We start from the raw sequence: 23,832 nt of genomic DNA on the forward strand, positions 1-23,832 counted from the left end.
CTCTACCAAACCGGCCCTCGTGGCCGGTTTTTTTGTTTGTTAACCATGCATTTACAAGCCGGGAGAATTCCAGTTAAATGCCTGAGTCCCTGTTGCAGGGGCTTTGGAAGCAAGGCCAGCGGAATGGCCGATAACAACAACTCAGGAAGAGTGAATGAACCTCGCCAAAACAGCGATCGAGCGCCCCATCTGGGTGGCGGTCTCGATCGTGCTGATTTTCCTGCTGGGCCTGCTCAGCATCCGGGGGCTGCCGATCCAGCTGTTCCCCGACATCGACCGCCCACACCTCAACATCTCGGTGAGCTGGCGTTCAGCCTCGCCCCAGGAGATGGAGTCGGAGATCACCGACCCCATCGAGCAGGAGATGCAGGGGGTTCAGGGGCTGAGAAGCATCAGCAGCAATAGCTATTCCGGCTTTACCGAAATCAACATGGCGTTTGCCCTCGGCACCGATATGCAGAAAGCCCAGCTCGATGTGATCTCACGGCTGAACCGGGTCTCTGGATTGCCGGACAAGATCGGCGGCCCCTACGTCAACAACTACAGCAGCAACGATACCCTCACCTTCTTCTTCATCCAGCAGCTGCCTGGCGCCAAGGGGCAGATCGATGATCATCAGGCGTTGATCGAGGCGCGGATCAAACCCGAGCTGGAGCGCATCGAAGGGGTCTCGACGGTCGCAATCGAGGGGATCAACGCGCGCCAGATCCAGATCCGCTTCGACCCCTATCGCGCCGCCGAGCTGGGGGTGGAGATCCCGGTGCTGGCCAGCCGCGCCACCACCGGCTGGGACGTGTCGGCTGGTACCCTCGACATCGGTCGCTGGGAGTACAAGCTGCGCTTCGCCGGTCGCTACGATGTCGAGACGCTGGGGGACAAGGTGGTGGACTGGCGCGATGGCCTGCCCATCTATCTGCGGGATGTGGCGGAGGTAAGGGTGGCCCGGGAGGAGAACCCGGTGCTGCGGATCCAGAACGGCAATACCGCCATCGCCGCCCAGATCTTCAAGGAGAGCGGCGCCAATGCCCTGGCATCCCTTGAGGCGATCAAGGCCCGGGTCAACGAGCTCAACCGCGAGGTGCTGGAGCCGGTCGGACTGCACATGGAGCAGTCGTTCGATGCCTCCCTCTACATCAATCGCGCCGTCAGCATGGTCACCGCCAACCTGGGGCTCGGGGTGCTGCTCTCCTGCGCCATCCTCTGGCTTTTTCTGCGCCAGCTCAAGGCGACCCTGATGATTGCCCTCGCCATCCCCATCAGCATCATGCTCACCTTCTGCCTGCTCAAGGTGATGGATCGCACCCTCAACATCATCTCGCTGGCGGGCATCGCCTTTGCCGTCGGCATGGTGCTCGATGCCGCCATCGTGGTGCTGGAGAGCATCTACCGACGCCACGAGCGGGGAGATTTGAGCAAGGCGGAGGCGGCGCTCGAAGGCACCCGTCAGGTGTGGATGGCGCTGGTCGCCTCCACCCTCACCACGGTCGCCATCTTCCTGCCGGTGCTGCTGCTCAACGATGTGGAAGGGCAACTGTTTGCCGATCTGGCGCTGACCATCGCCTGCGCCGTGACGGTCTCCATGCTGGTCGCCGTCATCGTGCTGCCCGCGGTGGCGGCGCGCTGGATGGGGCGTGAACGGCTAACCGATCCCTATGATTCGCTGTGGCAGCGCACCACCCGTCAGGTGATCCGCTGGACCTCGACCTCACGCCTGCGCTGGACGGTCATCACCCTGATGATGAGTCTGCCGGCACTGGCCACCTGGGCGCTGCTGCCCAAGATGGACTATCTGCCAGACGTGAAACGGGATGCGGTGGATGTCTGGATGAGCTTCACCCCCGGGGTCAACCTCAAGGCCCAGCGCGAAGAGGTGATCGATACCCTTATCGCCCGCCTCGCCCCCTACATGAAGGGGGAGCAAGAGCCTGCCCTCAAGAACTACTACATCTTGCGCTACCCGGGAGGCGCCCAGATTGGCGTGCGCCCCAAGGACGAGAACCGCATCAAGGAGCTGGAGAGCCTGTTGATGAAACAGCTGCTGGTGGGCATTCCCGACACCCGGGTGTTCGGCGGTCAGGGGTCGCTGTTTGGCGGCTTTAACAGCGAGAACGGCGTCTCCCTGCTGCTGCAGGGGGGCAACCTGCCCGAGCTCTATCAGGCGGCACGTGCCAGCATGGGGATCCTCAGCAAGGACCTGCCGGGAGCACAGATCCGGCCCGAACCGAGTCTCGACTTCACCGCCCCCGAGCTCAAACTGGTGCCGCAAGATCGGCGCCTCGCCGAAGTGGGTTGGGATCGCACGCCCCTGCCCACCATCATCCAGACCTTTGGCGACGGCTTGCGGGTCGGCGAGTATTTCGATGGCGAGGAGCGGCTGGACATCATGCTGATGGGGCAGAGCTCCGCCAATCCGGACGAACTGAAGGCAGTGCCGCTGGCCACCCCCTCCGGGCGCATCGTTCCTCTTGGCGAACTGCTGCGGGTGGAGCACGACTTGGGCCCTGCCAGCATCTTCCGGGCCGATGGGCGGCGCAGCATCAGCCTGCAGATAGCCCCCCCGGCAGGCATGACCATGGAGCAGGTGATCGATACCCTGAAAAACCGCAGTTTTGCTGCCATCCGCCCCCTGCTGCCCGCCGGTGGCGAGCTGCGCATTGCCGGCAATGCCGACAGTCTGCAACAGGCGCTCGACAATCTGGGAACCATCTTCCTGTTCGCCGTGGTGATCCTGCTGGTGCTGCTGTGGGGGGTGTTTGCCTCCCTCAAGGATGCGCTGCTGGTGCTGCTCACCCTGCCTCTGGCCTCGGTTGGCGGCGTGCTGGCGCTGCAACTGAGCGGGCTGCTGGTGCCGCTGCCGATGGATCTGCTCACCATCATCGGCTTTGTCATCCTGTTGGGACTGGTGGTCAACAACGCCATCCTGCTGGTGCATCAGACCCGCACCGCCGAGCGGGACGGCATGAGCCGTCAGCTGGCGGTGGCCGTTGCCCTGCAAAGCCGGATGCGTCCCATCGTCATGACCAGCCTCACCAGCATCTTCGGCATGTTGCCGCTGATGCTGAGCCCGAGCGAAGGGAGCGAAATTTACCGCGGGCTCGCCACCGTCATTGTCGGCGGCATGAGCTGCAGCACCCTGTTTACCCTGATCCTGTTGCCTGCCTTCCTGCGTCTCGGGGAGCAGGTAGCGATCCCACAACCCCTGCGCCAGCGGGCCTGAGCAAGGAGCTCATCGATGACACATATGATTACCCGAATGTTGGCTGGCGTGGTGCTGATAGCAGGCTGTGCGCTACCGGTATTGGCCGTTCAGGGCAAGATGGTGACCCTGGCGGATGTGACCCAAGGGGATGTGGCCGCCAATATCTGGGTCAGCGGCACGGTGGCGAGTCGCCAGCAGGCGGCGCTCAGCGCCGAAGTGAGCGGCCGGGTGGAGTGGATCGCCGAATTTGGCAGCCGGGTCAACAAAGGGGATGAGCTGCTGCGCCTCGACAGCGCAGCACTGCGCCTCTCGCTGGAGCAGGCTCGCGCCGAGCAGGCGAAATGGCAGAGCAACCTGCGCTTCGCTCGCGCCGAGTCCCAGCGGATCACCCGGCTGCACCAGCAAAAGAGCGCCTCCCAGAGCCAGCACGACAAGGCCAGCTACGATGTGGAGCAGGCCGCGCTGGCCGAGCGACTGGCCGCCATACAGGTGAATCAGATTGAGGAACAGCTGCGCCGCAGCCACATCTATGCCCCGTTCGACGGGGTGGTGAACAACCACTTCATCCAGCCCGGCGAGCATGTGGGCGCGGGCGAGCAGGCGTTGGAGCTGGTCAACCCGGATCAGCCGGATATCCGCCTGCAAGCCCCCATTCTCTGGGCCCAGCAGCTGGCGCCACAAACCCGGCTGCGGGTGGAGGGGGAGCAGCTGAGCGGTCACGGCATCTATTACCAGCGGGCCGCCAGCGCCGATCCCAAATCGCGGCTGATCGAGCTGCGCCTCAAACCGGAAGCGGGCACCTTCATCATCGGCTCACCGGTACGGGTTGCCCTGCCACTGGGGGATCAGCGGAGCATGCTGCTGCCCCGGGATGCCCTGGTGCTCGGCAGCGATGGCAGCGTGGTCTATCAGGTAGCGAGAAGTGGCAAGGCGCTCAAGGTGAATCGGGTACCGGTCACCGTGCTGTTTGGCGACAGCCAGCAGGTGGCGGTGAGCGGCGCCCTCAAACAGGGGGATCGGGTGGTGGTGCGCGGCGCGGGCAGCCTGCAGGATGGCGACACCATAGAATTGTTCAAGGGGTAGCCACGCCTGACACCGGCTGGCCAATCTTTGCCCGCTTGATCCAGGACGTACAGCCAAGCGGGCCACAGTTTGCTATCTTGACGGCCATCACTCGCGTTTAGAGCAATCAACACCCATGAGCATTATTTTGGGCATCGATCCGGGTTCGCGGATCACCGGCTACGGGGTTATCCGGGTCGTGGGCGGCAAGGCCGAATATCTGGGATCCGGCTGCATTCGCACCGATTGCGGCGAGCTGCCGGAGCGCCTCAAGCAGGTTTATGACGGGGTATGCGAGATCATCACCCAGTTCAAGCCCACCGAGTTTGCCATCGAGCGGGTCTTTATGGCCCGCAACGCCGACTCGGCCCTGAAGCTGGGGCAGGCCCGGGGCAGCGCCATCGTCGCCGCGGTCAACGCCTATCTGCCGGTGAGCGAATACTCTGCCACCCAGATCAAGCAGGCGGTGGTCGGCACCGGCGGCGCCGCCAAGGAGCAGGTGCAGCATATGGTGACCCATCTGCTGAAACTCTCCGCCACCCCGCAGGCGGATGCGGCGGATGCCCTTGGCGTTGCGCTCTGCCACCTGCACACCCGCCAGAGCCTGATCAAGATGGCTGGCCGCGCCAGCAACTCGGTGCGCGGCCGCTATCGCTGAGCCTTGCTTGCCCGCACGGCTCACCTCTGGATTGCCAAATAACAACCGCCCCGGTTAGCCGGGGCGGTTTTGTTTTGCCCATGATCGCAAGATGGGGCAACCCCCGGCATACCCCTTGTGCTTCGCGCCATCGGTTCGTCCCCAAAAGCACGGGCCATGGGAATCGAGCCTTTTGCCCCCCCCCTTTTATGAGCCAGCGAAAATTATGAGCCAGCGAAAAAAACCAATCATTACTGACGCTTAGATCATTTTGTTGGCTGGTTCGAGCGAATTCAATTGGTCTAACATAGCCATGCGGTGCCTATTCATCTGCGACGGGCCTCTGCCCTCGCTGGTCAATGGAGCATTTTGGAAGCTGTAATCCACGGGCGGTAGCGTGGGTTTTGAACAGTGATTGATGCAGTTCGTAGGTTGGTGCTGAGCGCAGCGAAGCCCAACACGTATACCTTCGGTTAGTTGGTTCCCATTTCGTGTAACCGAACAGACCGGATATTTCACCCCGACACTGGAAAGGAGAACCATGCGCTATCGCCGAGCAACAACCAGCGGGGCATGTTGGTTCTTCACCGTCAACCTGGCTGACCGACAGCAGGATCTGCTGGTACGTCATATCGACCTGCTGCGTGAAGTGATCCGCCACGTCAAACAGCAACATCCCTTCGAGATCATTGCCATGGTGGTGATGCCGGATCATCTCCATGCCATTTGGCAACTACCGCCGGGTGACAGTGACTATCCCATGCGCTGGTCTCTGATCAAGGCAGGCTTTTCACAGGGCATTGCCAAAACAGAGCGGATACGGGAGAGCCGACTCAGAAAACGGGAACGCGGTATCTGGCAACGCCGTTATTGGGAGCATCTGATCCGGGATGACAAGGATCTGCAAGCCCATGTCGATTACATCCATTTCAATCCGGTCAAACATGGTTATTGTGCCAAACCTGTCGATTGGCCTTACTCCTCCATCCATCGCCATATCGCCGCAGGATGGATAACGCCAGATTGGGCCATTGATAGTGACTCGGGTCGGGAATAATCGGCTAGGGATATGTTGTAGGTTGGCGCTGAGCGCAGCGAAGCCCAACAAACGGGATATATGCCCCCCAAAAAATATAATTTTTGACCATATAATATCAAAAACCGAATTTAGCTTTCACGGTAAACGTTGGGCTTCAGTTCGTGTAGGTTGGTGCTGAGCGTAGCGAAGCCCAACAAACGGGATATACGCCCCCAAAAAATATAATTTTTGACCATATAAAATAGATAACAAAAATCAAATTTAGCTTTCACGGTAAACGTTGAAATTCAGTTCGTGTAGGTTGGTGCTGAGCGTAGCGAAGCCCAACAAATGAGTGCTCAGAAAGGTGGATGTCCCAGATTTCTCCAAATTTCTCAAGCCCAACAAATGAGAGATGTTATTTCCAAAACAAGATGATTTTTGACCACATAAAATCGATAACCAAAATCAAATCTAACTTTCTCGGTAAACGTTGAAATTCAGTTCGTGTAGGTTGGTGCTGAGCGTAGCGAAGCCCAACAAATGAGTGCTCAGAAAGGTGGATGTCCCAGATTTCTCAAGCCCAACAAATGAGAGATGTTATTTCCAAAAAAGATGGTTTTTGACCACATTAAATCGATAACAAAAATCAAATTTAGCTTTCACGGTAAACGTTGGGCTTCACTTCGTTCAGCACCAACCTACGAGGGTTAGCCCAACATAGGGGATAATTCAGGCTTTACCAACCAAATGAAAAAAGCGCCTGCGGGCGCTTTTTTATTGCTTGAATGACGCAGGCAAAACCGCTGGCCTAGCTCAAATCATGGAGCGCCTTGCCAAGGGGCGGCGTGAGGCGCATGTCAGAGAAGCGCACCGCCAGCCCCTGCCGCTCTGGCGTGCAGCACATCACCCCGATAAAGCAGCGTTCGCCTGGCGGAAACGGGGCGAGGCGCAGCAGCGGCCACACCTTGCCATCGGTGGAGTATTGCAAACGCAGGCAATCGGCCAGCCGGGTCAACCGCAGCCAGAAACAGCGCGGATTACCGGGGAAAATACCTGTGGCCCAGTCAGAGCGCGGATTGGTCAGCACGCTGCCGATCATCGGCTGGGCATCGTTGTACTCGATCCCCGCTTTCAGCCAGTGCTCGTCGTCTTGCAGCAGCATCAGCCCCGCCTGATCGTAGAGGGTGGTGAACTCCCCCTCGACGCAGACCTGAAAGGTAAACTCACCCGCCACCTCGCAGCCATAGACGTGGCCGCTGTGACGCTCGAAGCCATACCAGGTGCTGCGCCAAAAATCGGTCTGCAGGTCTGTCACCACCTGTAAACCGCCCTCTGTCTTGTGCCACTGGGCCGGCTCATTGAGCCAGCGCCATTCCATCCCTTCCATCATCCTGCTTTGCTCCCTTATCTCGCCTAATCCCGCACAAATGCAGCTCGCCAACCCCTCGTCCGGTCACGACAGGTCATGGCTGCGCCGCTGCGGAACCTATAAAAGGAGTCAATAGTGTCGCTATTGCCGTCCCGATACAAGGCTTGTGCGTTGCGCCATCAGTGCGCCCCAAAAAGCGCGGGGGGCCTGATGGCCCCCCGCAAACACACCGGATGAGAAAATGCCTTACTTGGCGGCGCTATCCTTCACGCACTTCTGGACAAAGCTGTTCTTGGCCGCGCCAGCCAGCTTCTTGTCGGCTGCCGCCTTCTCGCACTTGGCCGCCGGATCCACTGCCGCGCCCGTCTTCACGCACTTCTGGATAAAGCTGTTTTTGGCCGCACCGGCCAGTTTCTTGTCGGCGGCCGCCTTCTCGCACTCGCCGGTTGCGGCACCCGCGGCATCTTTCACGCACTTGCCGACAAAGCTGGTCTTGGCGGCGCCGTTAAGCTTTTTGGCTGCGGCCTGCGCCTCGCACTGCAACTGGGCTGTGTCGTTGGCAAAGACCGGATTGGCCAGCAGCACGCTGCCGCAGAGCAGGCCGAACAGGATGGTACGCTTCATGGGTGATCTCCTCTCTATCTGGTGATGTGTTTGCATGGTCATATTGGCATGACGATGTGTTGCAAATGGCAGTGATTGCAACAGCTGATTGTTGCCGCAGATCCCCCGCCTCGCCAGCTTGGGAGAGGGAGCACAGGACAACCCTTCCCTAACGGCAAACCAACCACCATCTTCCCCATCCCACCCGCCAACCCCAATAAAATCAAGGGCCATGGGAATCCAGTGCCCGATCAGGGCGATTTGTTGAGTCAGCGCAAAAAACCAATCATTACTGACACTTAAGCCACTTTTTGACTGGCACGACTAGATTCGACTGGCTTAACATAGCCATCCGGTGCCTATTCATCAGTGATGGGTTGCTGCCCTCGCTGGTTAATGGAGCATATTGGAGGCTGTAATCCACGGGCGGTAGCGTGGGATTTAGTGGCGTTACGCCTCACCCAAAAAGGTGGGTGTCCCAGATTTCGGTCAAACATGGTTATTGTGCCAAACCGGTCGATTGGTCTTACTCGTCAATTCATCGCTATATCACCGCAGGATGGATAACGCCAGATTGGGCCATTGATAGTGACTCGGGTCAGGAATAATCGGCGAGGGATATGTTGTAGGTTGGCGCTGAGCGCAGCGAAGCCCAACAAACGGGAGATATGATTTCCCAAAAAGATAAATTTTGACCATATAAAATCGATAACCAAAATCAAATCTAGCTTTCTCGGTAAACGTTGGGCTTCACTTCGTTCAGCACCAACCTACGAGATTTAGCCCAACATACGGGATGCCGCAGAGCAGGCCGAACAGGATGGTACGCTTCATGGGTGATCTCCTCTCTATCTGGTGATGTGTTTGCATGGTCATATTTGCATGACGATGTGTTGCACATGGCTGTGATTGCAACAGCTGATTGTTGCCGCAGATCCCCCGCCTCGCCAGCTTGGGAGCAGAGCAGAGGGCAACTATCGCCTGCACTATAGCGCCGATTGGCAGAGCAGGATTGCCCCCAGCCAGCCCCTCCGCAACGGCAAGCCAATCCCGCTCTTCCACGCCACACCCGCCAACCCCAATAGAATCAAGGGCCATGGGAATCCGGTGACCACTCAGGGCGATTTGTTGAGCCAGCGCAAAAAACCAATCATTACTGACACTTAAATCACTTTTTGACTGGTGCGGCCAGATTCTATGGGCTTAACATAGCCATCTGGTATCTATTCATCAGTGATGGGTTACTACCCTCGCTGGTTAATGGAGCATATTGGAAGCTGTAATCCACGGGCGGTAGCGTGGGTTTTGCACAGTGATTGATGCATTGCGTAGGTTGGCGCTGAGCGTAGCGAAGCCCAACACGTATGCCTCCGGTTAGTTGGTTCCCATTTCGTGTAACCGAACAGACCGAATATTTCACCCCGATACCGGAAAGGAGAACCATGCGCTATCGCCGAGCAACAACCAGTGGGGCATGTTGGTTCTTCACCGTCAACCTGGCTGACCGACAGCAGGATCTGCTGGTACGTCATATCGACCTGCTGCGCGAAGTGACCCGCCACGTCAAACAGCAACACCCCTTCGAGATTATTGCCATGGTGGTGATGCCGGGTCATCTTCATGCCATTTGGCAACTACCGCCGGGTGACAGTGACTATCCCATGCGCTGGTCTCTGATCAAGGCAGGCTTTTCACGGGGCATTGCCAAAACAGAGCGGATACGGGAGAGTCGAGTCAGAAAACGGGAACGCGGTATCTGGCAACGTCGTTATTGGGAACATTTGATCCGGGATGACAAGGATCTGCAAGCCCATGTCGATTACATCCACTTCAATCCGGTCAAACATGGTTATTGTGCCAAACCGGTCGATTGGTCTTACTCGTCAATTCATCGCTATATCACCGCAGGATGGATAACGCCAGATTGGGCCATTGATTGTGACTCGGGTCGGGAATAATCGGCTTGGAATGTTTTGTAGGTTGGCGCTGAGCGCAGCGAAGCCCAACAAACGGGATTTATGATTTCCAAAACAAGATGAATTTTGAACATACCAAAATCAACAACCAAATAAATTTTAGCTTTCACGGTAAACGTTGGGCTTCACTTCGTTCAGCACCAACCTACGATATTTAGCCCAACATACGGGATGGTTAATGGAGCATATTGGAAGCTGTAATCCACGCGCGGTAGCGTGAGCTTTCAGAGGATAATGCTTTGCTCAAAAAGTGGTTGTCCCGGATTTTTTCCTAAATAAAAAACCTCTTTAATATTTAATATGGTTAAGCTCAATGAAAGAATGTATTATTTGTCGTCAATATAAAGATAAATTCTCTGATGAGCATGTCATCCCCGATGCTCTTGGTGGATACTATCATATTAGAAGTGTCTGTGAACAATGTAACTCTCATCTTGGCTCAAAAGTTGATACCAAACTTGTTGACAACAAATTTATACAACTACTGAGACTTCAATATAAAACTTTAGGAAAGTCTAAAAAACTACCTAATCCATACTCCGGGAACATTGAATTAAACGATGGTTTGAAATTTCAAAATCGAATAGACAATAATGGTTTTGTATACCAGTACATTTTACCAAGCGCCCCATCAATTAAAAACTTAGATAATGAAAAAGTTGAAATAAATTTCACATTAGATGAAATGGATGCACACCAGAGCACAGCACTAATTGAAAAAATTCTTAGAAAAAACAATTTGTCTACCGAATCATATTCAGTAGAGAAAGAAGATTTAACTCTTGATCTCTCTGGGGTGAAAACCACTATCAATATAGATTTATATGAATTCAAAATAGGTCTACTAAAAATAGCATATGAATTTGCGATGGACTCCATTGAGAGCTACCATCAAGATCAAGAAGCTATAAACATCTCAAATATTCTGCTGACTGCTAATTACAACGAGGCATCGAAATATACTCATGGGAGTGGGTTTGAAAATATGGTTGAATTAAACTATAGGAAATTTATCAAAATTGATGATGACTCCCATTTTCTTGTGTTGAGCAGCATACCTAATGAAGGCCTCATTTGCTTTGTTAGCTTATTCAATTCCATGTCAATTGCTGTGAAATTATCAAAAGACTTTTCACATATACAAGAACCTATTTTTGGAATCAACGAAACGTCCCAAAAAAAGATTTGTAAAAAAAAGCATCCTTGAGATATCAAAAGAGTTCATAGAGAAAAACTATAAATAAAATATTGGCACTTCCCATCCATTTTTCGGACATGTCATCTCTATTATTATGTATTGAGAATACCCACTGAACCTCCAACCTCACATTCTGACAAGCACCCTTTATAGATGCTAAAAAAAAACCTCTATCGGGGTAATGCAAGTCAGTTAAGAGAATTTGAGTCCCAACCCGCGTGGTATAAGGGCTAACGAGTGAGGGAGGCATGATGCCTCCCTCTTTTTATTGCATGCCAGTCAGGGCAAGGGTTGGAGCCAAATTGACTCTTTAATCATGGAGCTACTTTTTATATTCAACATCTCGAATATTTAGTCATAAAAGTGCTTAACTGACTGGCATTACCCTCTATCGGGGGGATTTTATTTTTATCGGTTACCTCGCGGCCAAGACTCAAGCCAGCAGAAAGGCTCTTAACCGGGCAAACTCCGCAGGCAAATTAACGGAGAGCAGCGGCAGCTCGGCGTGTTTGGCCAGCGGGCCGGGCAGCGGCACATCGAGATTGAGGATCTCGTCCACCGACTCCTTGAACTTGGCGGGATGGGCGGTGCAGAGGAACACCCCCACTTCGTCCTCGGCCAGCTGTTCACCCAACAGATCCCAGGCAATGGCGCCGTGGGGTTCGCACAGGTAATCCAGCTGGTGCAGGCGTTTAAGGGCAGCGCGAGTCTGGGCGTCGTCACGCATGCCGGAGCCCAAGGTCTCCAGCGCCCAGCCCTTGCGACGGCAGAGCTCTTCTACTCGTGGCCAGTTGTTGGGGCGGCTGACGTCCATGGCGTTCGACAGGGTCGCCACTGTCTGGTGCGGCTCCCACTGACCGCTTTTCAGATAGCGCGGCACGGTATCGTTGGCGTTGGTGGCGGCGATAAAGCGCTTCACCGGCAGCCCCAGCGCCTTGGCAATCAAGCCTGCGGTGAGGTTGCCAAAGTTGCCAGACGGCACGCTGATCACCGCCTTGGCACGGTCAGCTTTCGGCAGCTGAGCCACCGCTTCGAAGTAGTAGCAAACCTGCGCCAGCAGGCGGCTGATATTGATGGAGTTGGCGGAGTTGAGGCCAATGGCCTTTTTCAGCGCTTCGTCGTCAAAGGCCTGTTTTACCAGCGCCTGACAGGCATCGAAGTCGCCGTCGATGGCGATGGTGCGGATATTGCCGCCGAGGGTGCAGAAGAGCTTCTCCTGCAAGGGGCTGATCTTGCCCTTGGGATAGAGGATCACTACTTCAATCCCCTCCAGCCCGTAGAAGGCGTGGGCCACGGCGGCGCCGGTGTCGCCGGAGGTGGCGGTGAGGATGGTGATCTTATCGTTGGTGCGAAACGCCGCAAGGCACTGGGCCATAAAGCGGCCGCCGAAATCCTTGAACGCCAGGGTCGGGCCGTGGAACAGTTCGAGGGCATATATTTTGCGATCGGAGCCGTCTTTGAGTTTCACCAGCGGCGCCGGGAAGGTGAAAGCGGCGTTAATCAGCTCGCTCACTTTCGCTGCGGGCACTTCGTCCCCCAGCAGGTGGCTCAGGATGCGGGCGGAGCGTTCGGCCAGTGGCAGATCGAGCAGAGCATCCACATCGGCGAGCGGGTCGAGTTGTTCGGGGAAGAAGAGCCCCTGTTCGCGACCCAAGCCCTGACGCACCGCCTGCGCGAAGCTCACCTGTTCGCTGTTGTCCTTGATGTTGTAGAGATTCATAGCTCGCTTCCTGTTACCCGTGCCCCGGCCATGTCCAATTTGCAGACCCGGGCAAATCCATCTTCGTTCTGCACGAAATGTGCTTCCATCCAATCCTTCATCCGCTCGGCCTGCGCCAGATCCTTCATCACCACAAATACGGTGGGGCCGGAACCGGAGATGCCGGTAGCGAGCGCCCCGTTCTGGGCCGCCTGCGCCCGCACCTCGGCAAAGCCTTCGATCAGCGCCGCGCGGTAGGGTTCGGCAATCACGTCTTTCAAGACGCTCGCCGCCAGCCCCTCTTGTCCGGTGTAGCTGGCGTGCACGAAGGCAGCCAGACGGCGGCCATAGGTGAGGCAATCTTGACGGCGATATTGGGCCGGCAGAATGGCGCGGGCGGCAGCGGTCGAAACCACGGTCCCCGGGTAGCAGACCACCCAGTACCACTCGTCAAACACCGGAATGCCCTGGCTGATAACGCCGTGCTCTTCCAGCACCAGCTGCATGCCGCCCAGATAGCAGGGGGCCACGTTGTCGTAGTGAACGGAGCCGGAGATCTTGCCTTCCATCTCACCCATCAGCAGCAGCATGTCGTGCTCATTAAGCGGCTCGCCGTGGAAGGCGTTGAGCCCTTCAAGGGCCGCCACCACGCTGCAGGCGCTGGAACCCAGCCCCGAGCCCACCGGCAAGTTCTTCTCCAGCACCATTTCGAGGGGCTTGAGTGTCAGGCCGCGCTTCTCCAGCGCCTCGCCATAGGCGACCCAGCAGTCGAACAGGATATTCTTTTTCGGATCGTCCGGCAGCTTGTGGGCGTAGCGGCCCACAGAGGAGAGCGCAAAAGGCACGTCAGCCGCTTTTACCTGCACCCGATCGCCGAGCAGAGAGCCATCAACGGGGGCGAGCGCCGCCCCCAGAACATCGAATCCCACGCTCAGGTTGGCGCTGGAGGCGGGGGCGTAGGCGACTACGCTGCCGCCTTCAGTCATATAAGAGGGGTACATGTCTGAACTCATGCTTATAGCTCCTGCTTCCAGTTCTGGGTGCGCAGCACGTCGGCAAAGACACCCGCCGCAGTCACTTCGGTACCGGCGCCATAGCCGCGCAGCACCAGCGGGATTGGCTGGTAGTAGGTGGAGAAGAAGGCGAGCGCGTTCTCCCCGTCTTTGACCTTGAACAGCGGCTCGTCACCACCGACCGCCTTGATGGCGACCTTGCACTTGCCACCCTCGATGGAACCCACATAGCGCAACACCTTGCCTTCACGCTGGGCGGCGGCGAACTGGTCGCGGAACCAGCCGTCCGCCTCCGGCAGGCGGGCCATAAAGGCTTCCACGTCGCCGCTGACGTCAAAGCCCGGCGGCAGAGCCTGCTCGACTTCCACATCGGAGAGCTCCAGCGCCATGCCAGCCTCACGAGCCAGAATGAGCAGCTTGCGCGCCACATCCATGCCGTTGAGATCGTCGCGGGGATCCGGCTCGGTAAAGCCGTTGCTGCGAGCGATTTGGGTCGCCTCGGAGAACGCCATCCCTTCATCCAGCTTGCCGAAGATAAAGGAGAGGGAACCGGACAGAATACCGTCGAAGGCGCGCAGCTTGTCACCGGCCTTGATGAGGTTTTGCAGGTTCTCGATAACCGGCAAACCGGCGCCGACGTTGGTTTCATAGAGGAACTTGCGGCGAGTCTGGCGGGCAGTGCGGCGCAGCGCCTTGTAGTAATCGAGCGAGCCGGTGTTGGCCTTTTTGTTCGGAGTGACCACATGGAAACCGGCGGCGAGGAAGTCGGCATACTGGACGGCAACTGCCTCGGAGGAGGTGCAGTCAACGATCACCGGGTTGATGATATGGCTATCTTCCACCAGCTTTTTCACCCCTTCCAGCGAGAAGCTGTCACGGGCTTCCGCCAACTGTTCGCGCCAGTTGGCGAGGTTTAGGCCATCCTTGTTGACCGCCATCTGACGGCTGTTGGCGATGCCGACCACGCGAAGGCCAGTGCCCTGCTCGGCCAGTACCGGCTGCTGGCGAGCAATCTGATCCACCAGCGCCGCGCCGACGCCACCGACCCCGACCACAAACAGATCGATAAACTGCTGGCTGCCAAAGAAGTTCTGGTGGCACGCCTTGATGGCTTCCGCCACCTTGCGATCCCGCACCACCGCCGAAATGGAGCGCTCGCTGGAGCCCTGCGCAATGGCGACGATATTGATGGAGGCTTGCGCCAGCGAGGTGAAGAAGCGGGCCGCCATCCCCTTGCTGGTACGCATGCCGTCACCGATGAGGGAGATGATCGCCAGATCGCTGATGATATCCAGCGGCTCCAGCAGCTGGTTTTTGAACTCCAGCTCGAACTCGCGCTCCAGCACCTTGCGAGTCTTCTCACTGTCGTAGCTGTGGATACAGAAGCTGACGCTGTACTCGGAAGAGGACTGGGTGATCAGCACGATACTGACCCCGGCGCGTGAGACGGCGGAGAAGATGCGACCGGCCATGCCGACCATCCCCTTCATGCCGGGGCCGGAGACGTTGAACATGCACATGCCGGAAAGATCCGAGATGGCCTTCACTTTCAGGTCATCGTCGCCGCTCTCGGGGCCGATCAGGGTGCCCGGCCCCTGCGGGTTGAAGCTGTTCTTGATGAGGCAGGGGATATGGAACTGGGCCACCGGCGCGATGGTTTTCGGGTGCAGCACCTTGGCGCCGAAGTAGGAGAGCTCCATCGCCTCCTTGTAGGAGAGGGTTTTCAGCAGGTAGGCATCCGGCACCAGACGGGGGTCGCAGCTGTAGCAACCCTCGACGTCAGTCCAGATCTCGCAGCACTCGGCATCGACGCAGGCAGCCAGGACGGCGGCGGAGTAGTCGGAGCCGTTGCGGCCCAGCAGCACGGTCTCGCCCTTGTCGCTGCCACCGGTAAAGCCCGGCATCAGATAAAGACATGACGCTTTACCAGAGGGGCCTTGCCCCTCTTCAACCGGGCGCAGCCCCTTGGCGGCAAAGCGCAGGCGGGAGGCTTCGATATCGACATGGGCTTCCAGATAGCCGCCGTCGGTGACCAGCAGCTCTTCCGGTACGATCAGCTCCAGATCCAGACCACGCACCCGCAGCAATTCGTGCATAAAGGCGATGGAGAGGTTCTCGCCACGGCTCAGAATGCGCGCCTGCACGTTATCCGGGCAGAGGCCCAGCAGGCGGATGCCCTGCATCAGCCGCTCCACCTGATCCAGCTCGGCGGTGAGACGGGCCAACAGCGCCTTGTCATCGAGCGCCGGATAGGCCGCCTTCAACCCGGCCAGCAGGCGGGAGAAGATACCGTTGACTTCAAACAGGGTGGAACTGGCATCCATGCCGCGACTGGTCTGTTCCACCAGCGCCACCAGATGATTGGTCACCTTGGCAGGTGCAGAGAGCACCAGGGCTACCTGAGATTGGCCGTGGGTGTTGACCGCGATATCGGCCACCCGTAAAAAACGCTCTGCATCGGCCAGTGAAGACCCGCCAAATTTCAACACTCTCATCGCTTTCTCTCCCTGTAAATCTATGAAATTCAATCTAAAAACCAATCCAACAAAAAGGCCCGTACTGGGTGGGTACGGGCCTTTTCTGATTTCTGTGCTTGTTCGTCAGCGCATCAACCGGCCCCAGTGCCACCTGTGGTGGTACCGGTAATAATGGTGGTGGTGATGACGTTGGTGAATAACTGCATGACGAACACTCGTTGACGAAGCTGGCTTTTAGCAATACCGCGGCGGGCAGCGGGCTGTCAACCTAAACCTCTTTGCTACTCACGCCCAAAGCGGCGCGCAAGGTCTTTGCAGAGCAGGTGGAGCATGTTCAAATCCCGCTGCGGCAGCATGGGTAACCGGTCCATCACCCATTGATGTAGTTTTTCATCCTGCGAAACTCCGAGTTCACCCAGCAATTCTGCTGTTTTGCTTTTCAGCACCCGAACCTGCCCGGCGTTATCAAAATTTTCTGCTACCGCAGTGGCGCCGTCGGCGTTCAACTCATCCATCAGCTGACTCATCTCATAGGCGTAGAGCATGATAGCCTGCCCCAGATTGAGTGACGGATAGCTCACCTTGAGGGGCAGATAGCTGATGAGATCGACCTCGGCCAGCTGCTCGTTGGAGAGCCCCGACTCCTCGCAGCCAAAGACGATGGCGACCTTGCCAAGGGAGGGCTTGGCCTTGATCTGCTCGCGGATCTCCCCCGGGGTGAGGTAGTGCTGGTAGCGACCGCGCTCACGGGCGGTGGTGGCGATCACCAGATCCATGTCGGCCAGCGCCTCGGGCAGGGTATCGAAGGCCTTGGCCTCGGTCAGGATCTCCTGGGCGCCGTGGGCCACCCAGCTCGCCTCCTCCTCTTCGTGCACCCGACTCGCCACCAGTCGCATTGCATCGAATCCCATGGTTTTCATGGCGCGGGCAGCCGCCCCCACGTTCGCGGCGCGGGCAGGTGCCACCAGGACAAAATAGAGCTTCATCGGGTTTCCTCGCAGGCCAAACGGCCTCTCAAACAGACAGCAAACAGTCGCTAAACCATCAGCAAAACAGGGGCGCAATCTACCGTTTATCCCCGAAAAATGCCACTTGAACAGACGTTTGAATGTTGCGATAGTGGCCAGAGGTGTGAACAAATTACAGCCAATTTTTCGCGCTATCGGCCCGACAGATCACAAGGAAGAGAGAGATGCAGCAGCCATTGGAACAGGCCGTCGCCGAGACTATCTTGCAGCGGTTCGAGTCATTTTATAGTCGCTTTCTCGAGATCACCCGCGGTAGCAAGAGCCGCTTCGAGAACAGCGACTGGCTGGGGGTGCAGCTCGCCGGGCGCGAGCGCATTCGCCTCTATGACCACCATGTGGGGGCCACCGCCAGCTCCATCCGCCAGATGATGGGAGAGCACCACGCCACCCAGGCGCTGCTCAAGCGGGTCAAGAGTGCCTTCAGCGATCTGCTGCCCAAGTGCGAGAACTTCGAGGTGGCAGAGTCCTTCTTCAACTCCGTCTATCGGCGGATCTTTCGTCATCGCAACATCCGCGACGAGAACCTCTATATCCACCCCTTCGTCAGCCGTGGCGAAAAACCGGATCTCAGCGCCCTGCTGCGGATCTATCGCACCACACTGCCCCACCTGCCGCAGACCTTGAGCCAGCTATTGGGGGATTACAGCTTCACCCTCCCCTACGAGGATAAACAGCGGGATATTGTCGACATCCACCGCCATCTTGCGGAGAACGGCCCGCAAATCCTCCATGAGGAGCCCTTTGCCATCGAGCTGCTCAAAGAGGTGTTCTACCGCAACAAGGGGGCCTATCTGGTGGGGCTGATCCGGGCCCGGGATCAGGTGTTCCCCTTTATCCTGCCCCTGCTCAGCACCGGCCACAGTATCTATGTGGATACGGTGATCTTCGAGCCGGATCTCGCCTCCATCGTGTTTGGCTTCGCCCGCGCCTACTTTATGGTCTATGCCCGCGAACCGGCGCTGTTTGTCGCCTTTTTGCGCCAAATCATGCCCCACAAGCCCGATTACGAGATCTACAACGCCATCGGCTGCCAGAAGCACGGTAAGACCGAGCTCTATCGCCACTACTGCCACCATCTGGCCCAGAGTCGGGATCAGTTCATCATCGCCCCCGGCATCAAGGGGATGGTGATGAGCGTGTTCACCCTCCCCTCCTACGATGTGGTGTTCAAGGTGATAAAAGACGAGTTCACTCCCCCGAAGGATGTGAGCCACGAGCAGGTGAAGGCAAAATACCGGCTGGTTAAACAGCACGATCGGGTTGGCCGGATGGCCGATACCCAGGAGTTCACCAACTTCGAGTTTCCGCTGGATCGCATCTCGCCGGAGCTGCTGGCCGAACTCAAACTGGTTGCCCCCTCGGCCCTCACCATCACAGGGGACAAGCTGGTGATCAAGCACCTCTATACCGAGCGCAAGATGATCCCCCTCAACCTCTATCTGGACAAGGCGGACGAGCAGCAGACCCGGCTCGCGCTGGAGGAGTACGGCAACGCCATCAAGCAGCTGGCGGCGGCCAACATCTTCCCGGGGGACATGCTGTTCAAGAACTTCGGCGTCACCCGCCACGGCCGGGTGGTCTTCTACGACTACGACGAGATCTGCTACATGACGGAGTGCAACTTCCGCCAGATCCCGCCGCCCCGCTACCCCGAGGATGAGTGGAGCGCCGAGCCCTGGTATTCGGTGGCCCCCAACGATATCTTCCCCGAGGAGTTCGCCACCTTCCTGCTGCAAAAGCCGCAGGTGCGGGAGATCATGCTGCAACTGCACAAGGAGATGTTCGACGCCAACTACTGGAAGATGCTGCAGAGCAACATCAAGGTGGGGCTGTTTGACGATGTCTATCCCTACCGGCGCAAGAAGCGCTTCAAGTACCAGCGCGGCGGCTGAACCCGCAGAGCCCGCACAAAGAGTCCGCGCAAAGCGCAGCAACGAAAACGGGGTGGCCAGTGCCACCCCGTTTTGCTATCCGCTTGGCGCCTTAACTGCCGCGACGGCGGATCACCCCCTCCTGCATGGTGCTCGCCACCAGCACCCCGTCGCGGGTAAAGAACTGACCGCGCACCAGACCGCGGCCGCTGCTGGCGCTCGGGCTGTCTACCACGTAGAGCAGCCAGTCGTCGAAGCGAAAATCCCGGTGGAACCACATGGAGTGATCGATGGTCGCCACCTGCATATCCGGCTCCCAATACGACACCCCGTGGGGCTGCAGCGAGGTGAGCAGGAAGTTGAAGTCGGAGGCGTAAGCCAGCAGGTATTTGTGCACCCGCAGATCGTCCGGCATCTGGCCGTTAGCCTTGAACCAGACGTGACGCACCGGATCCTGCACCGTCGGCCGAATAGGGTCGACCAGGGTCACCGGGCGCATCTCGATGGGCTGCTCGCAGAGGATCTTGTCCCGCAGGGAGGGCGGGATCAGGCTCTCGTAGGGGCGCACCAGCTCCAGCTCGCTCTTGAGCGCTTCCGGCGGGGTGATGCCGCTGGGCATCTGCACCTGATGTTCAAACCCGTCGACCGGCACCTGAAACGAGGCGTTGAGATAGAAGATGGGCTTGCCGCCCTGAATCGCCTTGACCCGGCGGGTGGAGACGGTCTGGCCGTCGCGGATATTCTCAACGTCATAGACGATAGGACGGGTCACATCCCCCGGACGCAGGAAGTAGGAGTGAAAACTGTGAACCTGACGACCGGTCTCGACCGTCTGCTTGGCGGCTGACAAGGCCTGCCCCATTACCTGTCCGCCAAACACGGCCCGCAGACCGAGATCCTGGCTCTGGCCCCGAAACAGGCCCTCCTCGATTTTTTCCAGCGCCAGCAACGCCAGCAGCCCATCAAGTACCTTGCTCATCGTTCACTCCTCTATCAGAGCCGCACAGGCTAACAAGCTCACCGGAGCAGAGCAACCGCAGAGGCGAGTCTGCGGGCAAACAGACGACAGAAACACCCCGCCCCCCCTTACCCACCGCCCTTTGGCCTGTTCAGGGCGGGTATTGGAGATAAACATTGGATACAAAAAGGCCCGCACCATCTGGTGCGGGCCTTTCGCTTGGCCGACTGCGCGCTATTTGACGGCGCACAGTTTGCAACGGGTTGTCGGCTTACTTGCTGCCGGTACCGGAGTTGCGGGTAGAGGCTTGCGGCTTGCGACGGGCGGTGGTGGCGCGAGCGCGGGGCTCTTTGCCCTGCATCTCTTTGTGACGCTGTACGGCGCGACGGATCTGGGCGGCCTGCTTGTGGCGGCTGGTTTTGCCATCTTGCTGCAGATCGACCTTGGATTCGGTCTCGTTGGGCAGGTTGACCAGACCGCGCAGGTAGTTCACCTCGGGCAGTTTGAGCTCTTGCCAGCCGCCGCGCGGGATGCCGCGATCCAGCTTGACGTCGCCGTAGCGAATACGCATCAGGCGGCTCACCTGCACTTCCTGGGATTCCCACAGGCGGCGCACCTCACGGTTGCGACCTTCGGTCAGGGTGACGTTGAACCACTGGTTCAGACCCTCACCGCCAGCGGGTTTGATCTTGTTGAATTTGGCCATGCCATCTTCCAGTTGCACCCCCTTGCGCAGGCGCTGCAACATGGCTTCGGTGATCTCGCCAAAGACACGCACCGCGTATTCCCGCTCCACTTCGTGGCTCGGGTGCATCAGACGGTTGGCTAGCTCGCCATCGGTGGTGAACAGCAGCAGACCAGAGGTGTTGACGTCGAGGCGGCCGACCGCGATCCAGCGGGCACCATCCATCTTGGGCAAGCGATCAAACACAGTGGGACGACCTTCCGGATCGTGACGGGTACACATCTCCCCTTCCGGCTTGTGGTAAGCCAGTACGCGGCAGATGACCTCTTCCGCAGCACGGGTCTTGACCTGGTGACCATCCACCCGGATCACGGCGTTTACTTCGACGCGATCCCCCAGTGTGGCGACCTTGCCATCCACACTGACCCGACCTGCGGTGATCAGGGCCTCCATCTCACGACGGGAGCCTTGACCCGCGCGGGCCAATACTTTTTGCAGTTTTTCACTCATCGGGGTTACCTGATTGTTGATCGCTGCCCACTGGTAAAAGGGGCAACGGGGTTAACTGTAACAAACGCCAGTTGGGGCGCTCACCACGGTTGAAAAATGTCCATGCCGGTACAATCGGCACACTTGGGCCTCATTTATCGGGCATCGTTCTCCCCGTCCACCACTGTGGGCAACAGGGGTTGCAGCTCGGGATTCAGCTCGGGGAGCTGCTCCAGACTCTGCAGATTAAAATAATCCAGAAATGCTCTGGTGGTGGCGAGCAGCTCGGGGCGTCCCACCACCTCTTTGTGGCCTATGCTGCGCACCCAGCCACGATCTTTCAAGGTATTGACTATCTGACTCGACACCGCCACCCCGCGGATCGCTTCGATCTCGGCCCGGGTGATGGGCTGACGATAGGCGATCAGAGTCAGCGTCTCCATCACGGCGCGGGAATAACGGGGCGCCCGCTCGCTCCAGAGCCTTGAGAGCTCTTCGGCGTACTCCTGACGCGCCTGAAAGCGCCAGCCAGAGGCGACCTCTTTAAGCTCCACCCCCCGCGTACTGTAATCTTGCCTGATCTCGGCCAACAGCAGCTGTACATAGCGACTGGTGACCGGGTAATCGGCCAGCACGCTGCTTTTCAGCTCACTGACGTTGAGCGGACGACCAGCCACAAACAGCGCCGCTTCGATCAGCGTCTTTAATCGTTCAGCTGGCAGCGCCATTGGGCGTTCCTCTCAAAAGCCATCTCAATGGGCAAGACCACGCTCCCCCTCCTCGCTCTGCTCGGCCAATGCAAAATGCACTGTGACCCAGGGGTTCTGGCTGCAACGAAACAGACGGGATGCACGCTCAGTGGGTCTGTTCACGTTTCTCATTCTCTTCTGCAGCCAATGCAAAATGGATTGGGCCGAGTGGTTCTGCCTGCAGGATCCAGATCAGTTGCTCCTTGCACAGCTCCAGCAGGGCCAAAAACGTCACCAGTACCCCCATCCGTCCCTCTTCGGCGCGCAGCACCTGCTCCAAGCGCAGGGTCTGCCCCAGGGAGAGCATGGCGAGGATCTCCGCCATGCGCACCCGGGTCGGGATCTGTTCGCGGCGGATCTGGTGATGCTCGAAATGAGTCGCGCGTTTTACCACACTTTGCATGTAAAGGGCGAGCTCAACCAACGAAACATCGGGCGCCAGCGGCTTGAGATCGCCAAAATCGGGGGGCAAGGCAGCGGCGATAAAGATCTCCCGCTCCACCCGTGGCAGCTCGCTGACCCTCTCCGCCCCCACCTTGTAACGCTCGTACTCCTGCAGGCGGCGAATAAGGGTCACCCGCGGGTCTTCCCCCTCCTCTTCATCCTCCAGCTCCGGCGCCTTGGGCAACAGCAGGCGGGATTTAATCTCCGCCAGCCAGGCCGCCATCAGCAGATACTCGGCCGCCAGCTCAAGGTTGAGCCCCTGCATCAGCTCTACGTACTCCATATACTGGGCGGTGATCTGCAGGATCGGCAGATTGAGGATGTCGAGTTGCTGACGCCGGATCAGGTAGAGCAGCAGATCCAGCGGCCCCTCGAAAGTATCGAGAAACACCTCCAGCGCATCGGGCGGGATAAACAAGTCCTGGGGCAGCTCGTGATAGGGCTGCCCCAGGACTTTGGCGATAGGTGCAGTGGCGCCAGCCCCGTTATCATCTGGGGTCGACGTCACCGGGTCGACACTCTCATTCAAACGGAGTCGGATCCCCGGCGCCGCGACGGCGCAATACCGGCTCGTCGTCAGAGAAATCGACCACTGTGGTGGGCTGCTCGCCCAGATAACCGCCGTTGACCACCAAGTCGATCTGTCGACCCAACTTGTCGTAGATCTCTTCCGGATCGAATTCCGCCATATCGGACTCAGGCAGGATCAATGTGGTAGAGAGCAGCGGCTCGCCAAGGGCCTCCAGCAGTGCCTGGGCAATTTTGTTATCCGGCACCCGGATGCCAATGGTCTTCTTCTTCTCGTTCATCAGACGACGTGGCACCTCTTTGGTGGCCTTGAAGATGAAGGTATAGGCGCCCGGGGTGTTGTTCTTGATCAGGCGAAACGCGCTGTTGTCGACCTTGGCGTAGGTGGAGATCTCGGAGAGATCGCGGCACACCAGGGTGAAGTCATGGTTGGGATCGATGCGGCGGATGCGGCAGATGCGCTCCAACGCGCCCTTGTCACCCATCTGGCAACCCAGCGCATAACCGGAGTCGGTCGGATAGACGATCACACCGCCGTTCTGGATGATCTGTACCGCCTGACTGATCAGACGGGCCTGGGGATTTTCCGGATGTACGTAAAAATGCTGACTCATAGCTTGTTCTCGCAATGGGGGCAGCAATACCTGCCCGCTCGTATGGTCACGGGCCCAAGACCCATGACACTACCTTAACCTGTTTGTGGCCGCTTCGCTGGCGCCGTTACCGGCTTGCCAGCAGCTCCGCATGTTGCTCGGTGGTGAGCCCAAAGTGACCGGGATAGGCAAGCCACACTATGGGAATCCCCTCTTGCCCGGCTTGTTCCCTA

General features: G+C 58.1%; 18 protein-coding genes. 7 read left to right on the forward strand and 11 right to left on the reverse strand.

Features of this window, described 5'->3' with window-relative positions; all coding sequences use genetic code 11:
- The first annotated feature begins 154 nt into the window (after nt 1–154).
- The 4 genes from BN1117_RS04990 (at nt 155) to BN1117_RS05005 (ending at nt 5,955) form a co-directional block, all read left to right on the forward strand.
- Nucleotides 155–3,217: an efflux RND transporter permease subunit gene (locus BN1117_RS04990; RefSeq protein ID WP_040095332.1), complete on the forward strand. Its 3,063-nt coding sequence runs from the start codon at nt 155–157 to the stop codon at nt 3,215–3,217.
- Between the two features lie 15 nt (nt 3,218–3,232).
- Complete coding sequence (locus BN1117_RS04995; protein ID WP_040095334.1) at nt 3,233–4,282, forward strand: efflux RND transporter periplasmic adaptor subunit; 1,050 nt, start codon at nt 3,233–3,235, stop codon at nt 4,280–4,282.
- 115 nt (nt 4,283–4,397) lie between these two features.
- Nucleotides 4,398–4,919 carry a crossover junction endodeoxyribonuclease RuvC gene (ruvC, locus tag BN1117_RS05000; RefSeq protein WP_040095336.1) on the forward strand — a complete coding sequence of 174 codons (522 nt, stop codon included), beginning with the start codon at nt 4,398–4,400 and terminating at the stop codon, nt 4,917–4,919.
- Nucleotides 4,920–5,439: 520 nt separating this feature from the next.
- Nucleotides 5,440–5,955, forward strand: a complete 516-nt coding sequence (locus BN1117_RS05005; RefSeq protein ID WP_040095338.1) for an REP-associated tyrosine transposase — start codon at nt 5,440–5,442, stop codon at nt 5,953–5,955.
- Nucleotides 5,956–6,727: 772 nt separating this feature from the next.
- Here the strand turns inward: BN1117_RS05005 and BN1117_RS05010 are convergent.
- On the reverse strand, nt 6,728–7,309 hold the full coding sequence (locus BN1117_RS05010; RefSeq protein WP_040095339.1) for a DUF1349 domain-containing protein: 582 nt from the start codon (nt 7,307–7,309) through the stop codon (nt 6,728–6,730).
- 225 nt (nt 7,310–7,534) lie between these two features.
- Nucleotides 7,535–7,912 carry a hypothetical protein gene (locus tag BN1117_RS05015; protein ID WP_033115842.1) on the reverse strand — a complete coding sequence of 126 codons (378 nt, stop codon included), beginning with the start codon at nt 7,910–7,912 and terminating at the stop codon, nt 7,535–7,537.
- Between the two features lie 1,421 nt (nt 7,913–9,333).
- Here BN1117_RS05015 and BN1117_RS05025 point away from each other — a divergent pair.
- Together BN1117_RS05025 and BN1117_RS18900 are read left to right on the forward strand one after the other, a co-directional pair.
- Nucleotides 9,334–9,849 (forward strand): REP-associated tyrosine transposase, encoded by a 516-nt coding sequence (locus BN1117_RS05025; protein WP_040095343.1) that lies wholly within the window; start codon nt 9,334–9,336, stop codon nt 9,847–9,849.
- Between the two features lie 331 nt (nt 9,850–10,180).
- A complete protein-coding gene (locus tag BN1117_RS18900) occupies nt 10,181–11,074 on the forward strand; it encodes an HNH endonuclease (RefSeq protein WP_082032548.1) in 894 nt (297 codons plus the stop codon).
- Nucleotides 11,075–11,498: 424 nt separating this feature from the next.
- On the opposite strand, the gene thrC is transcribed toward BN1117_RS18900, so the two are convergent.
- The 4 genes from thrC to BN1117_RS05050 form a co-directional block, all read right to left on the reverse strand.
- Nucleotides 11,499–12,785 carry a threonine synthase gene (gene thrC / locus BN1117_RS05035; RefSeq protein WP_040095347.1) on the reverse strand — a complete coding sequence of 429 codons (1,287 nt, stop codon included), beginning with the start codon at nt 12,783–12,785 and terminating at the stop codon, nt 11,499–11,501.
- Entirely contained in the window at nt 12,782–13,777 is a 996-nt protein-coding gene (gene thrB, locus BN1117_RS05040; RefSeq protein WP_040095349.1) for a homoserine kinase, read from the reverse strand. The genes thrC and thrB overlap by 4 nt, the downstream gene beginning before the upstream one ends.
- A 2-nt stretch (nt 13,778–13,779) precedes the next feature.
- The gene (gene thrA / locus BN1117_RS05045; protein WP_040095351.1) at nt 13,780–16,272 is read right to left on the reverse strand and encodes a bifunctional aspartate kinase/homoserine dehydrogenase I; all 2,493 of its coding nucleotides are present in this window, start codon (nt 16,270–16,272) and stop codon (nt 13,780–13,782) included.
- A 263-nt stretch (nt 16,273–16,535) separates the two neighbouring features.
- On the reverse strand, nt 16,536–17,240 hold the full coding sequence (locus BN1117_RS05050; RefSeq protein WP_040095352.1) for a tRNA/rRNA methyltransferase: 705 nt from the start codon (nt 17,238–17,240) through the stop codon (nt 16,536–16,538).
- A gap of 206 nt (nt 17,241–17,446) precedes the next feature.
- Here BN1117_RS05050 and aceK point away from each other — a divergent pair, with 206 nt between their 5' ends.
- Entirely contained in the window at nt 17,447–19,174 is a 1,728-nt protein-coding gene (gene aceK, locus BN1117_RS05055) for a bifunctional isocitrate dehydrogenase kinase/phosphatase (RefSeq protein WP_040095354.1), read from the forward strand.
- Nucleotides 19,175–19,265: 91 nt separating this feature from the next.
- Here the strand turns inward: aceK and tesB are convergent, their stop codons facing one another.
- The 5 genes from tesB to BN1117_RS05080 form a co-directional block, all read right to left on the reverse strand.
- On the reverse strand, nt 19,266–20,132 hold the full coding sequence (tesB, locus tag BN1117_RS05060) for an acyl-CoA thioesterase II (protein WP_040095356.1): 867 nt from the start codon (nt 20,130–20,132) through the stop codon (nt 19,266–19,268).
- Nucleotides 20,133–20,382: 250 nt separating this feature from the next.
- Nucleotides 20,383–21,306 (reverse strand): 23S rRNA pseudouridine(2605) synthase RluB, encoded by a 924-nt coding sequence (rluB, locus tag BN1117_RS05065; protein WP_040095358.1) that lies wholly within the window; start codon nt 21,304–21,306, stop codon nt 20,383–20,385.
- A gap of 134 nt (nt 21,307–21,440) precedes the next feature.
- On the reverse strand, nt 21,441–22,013 hold the full coding sequence (gene scpB / locus BN1117_RS05070; RefSeq protein ID WP_040095360.1) for an SMC-Scp complex subunit ScpB: 573 nt from the start codon (nt 22,011–22,013) through the stop codon (nt 21,441–21,443).
- Between the two features lie 127 nt (nt 22,014–22,140).
- Nucleotides 22,141–22,986, reverse strand: a complete 846-nt coding sequence (locus BN1117_RS05075; RefSeq protein WP_244463512.1) for a segregation and condensation protein A — start codon at nt 22,984–22,986, stop codon at nt 22,141–22,143.
- Between the two features lie 13 nt (nt 22,987–22,999).
- The gene (locus BN1117_RS05080; RefSeq protein WP_040095364.1) at nt 23,000–23,620 is read right to left on the reverse strand and encodes an L-threonylcarbamoyladenylate synthase; all 621 of its coding nucleotides are present in this window, start codon (nt 23,618–23,620) and stop codon (nt 23,000–23,002) included.
- Nucleotides 23,621–23,832: the final 212 nt, after the last annotated feature.

The organism is Aeromonas australiensis (assembly GCF_000819725.1).
Classification (GTDB): domain Bacteria; phylum Pseudomonadota; class Gammaproteobacteria; order Enterobacterales; family Aeromonadaceae; genus Aeromonas; species Aeromonas australiensis.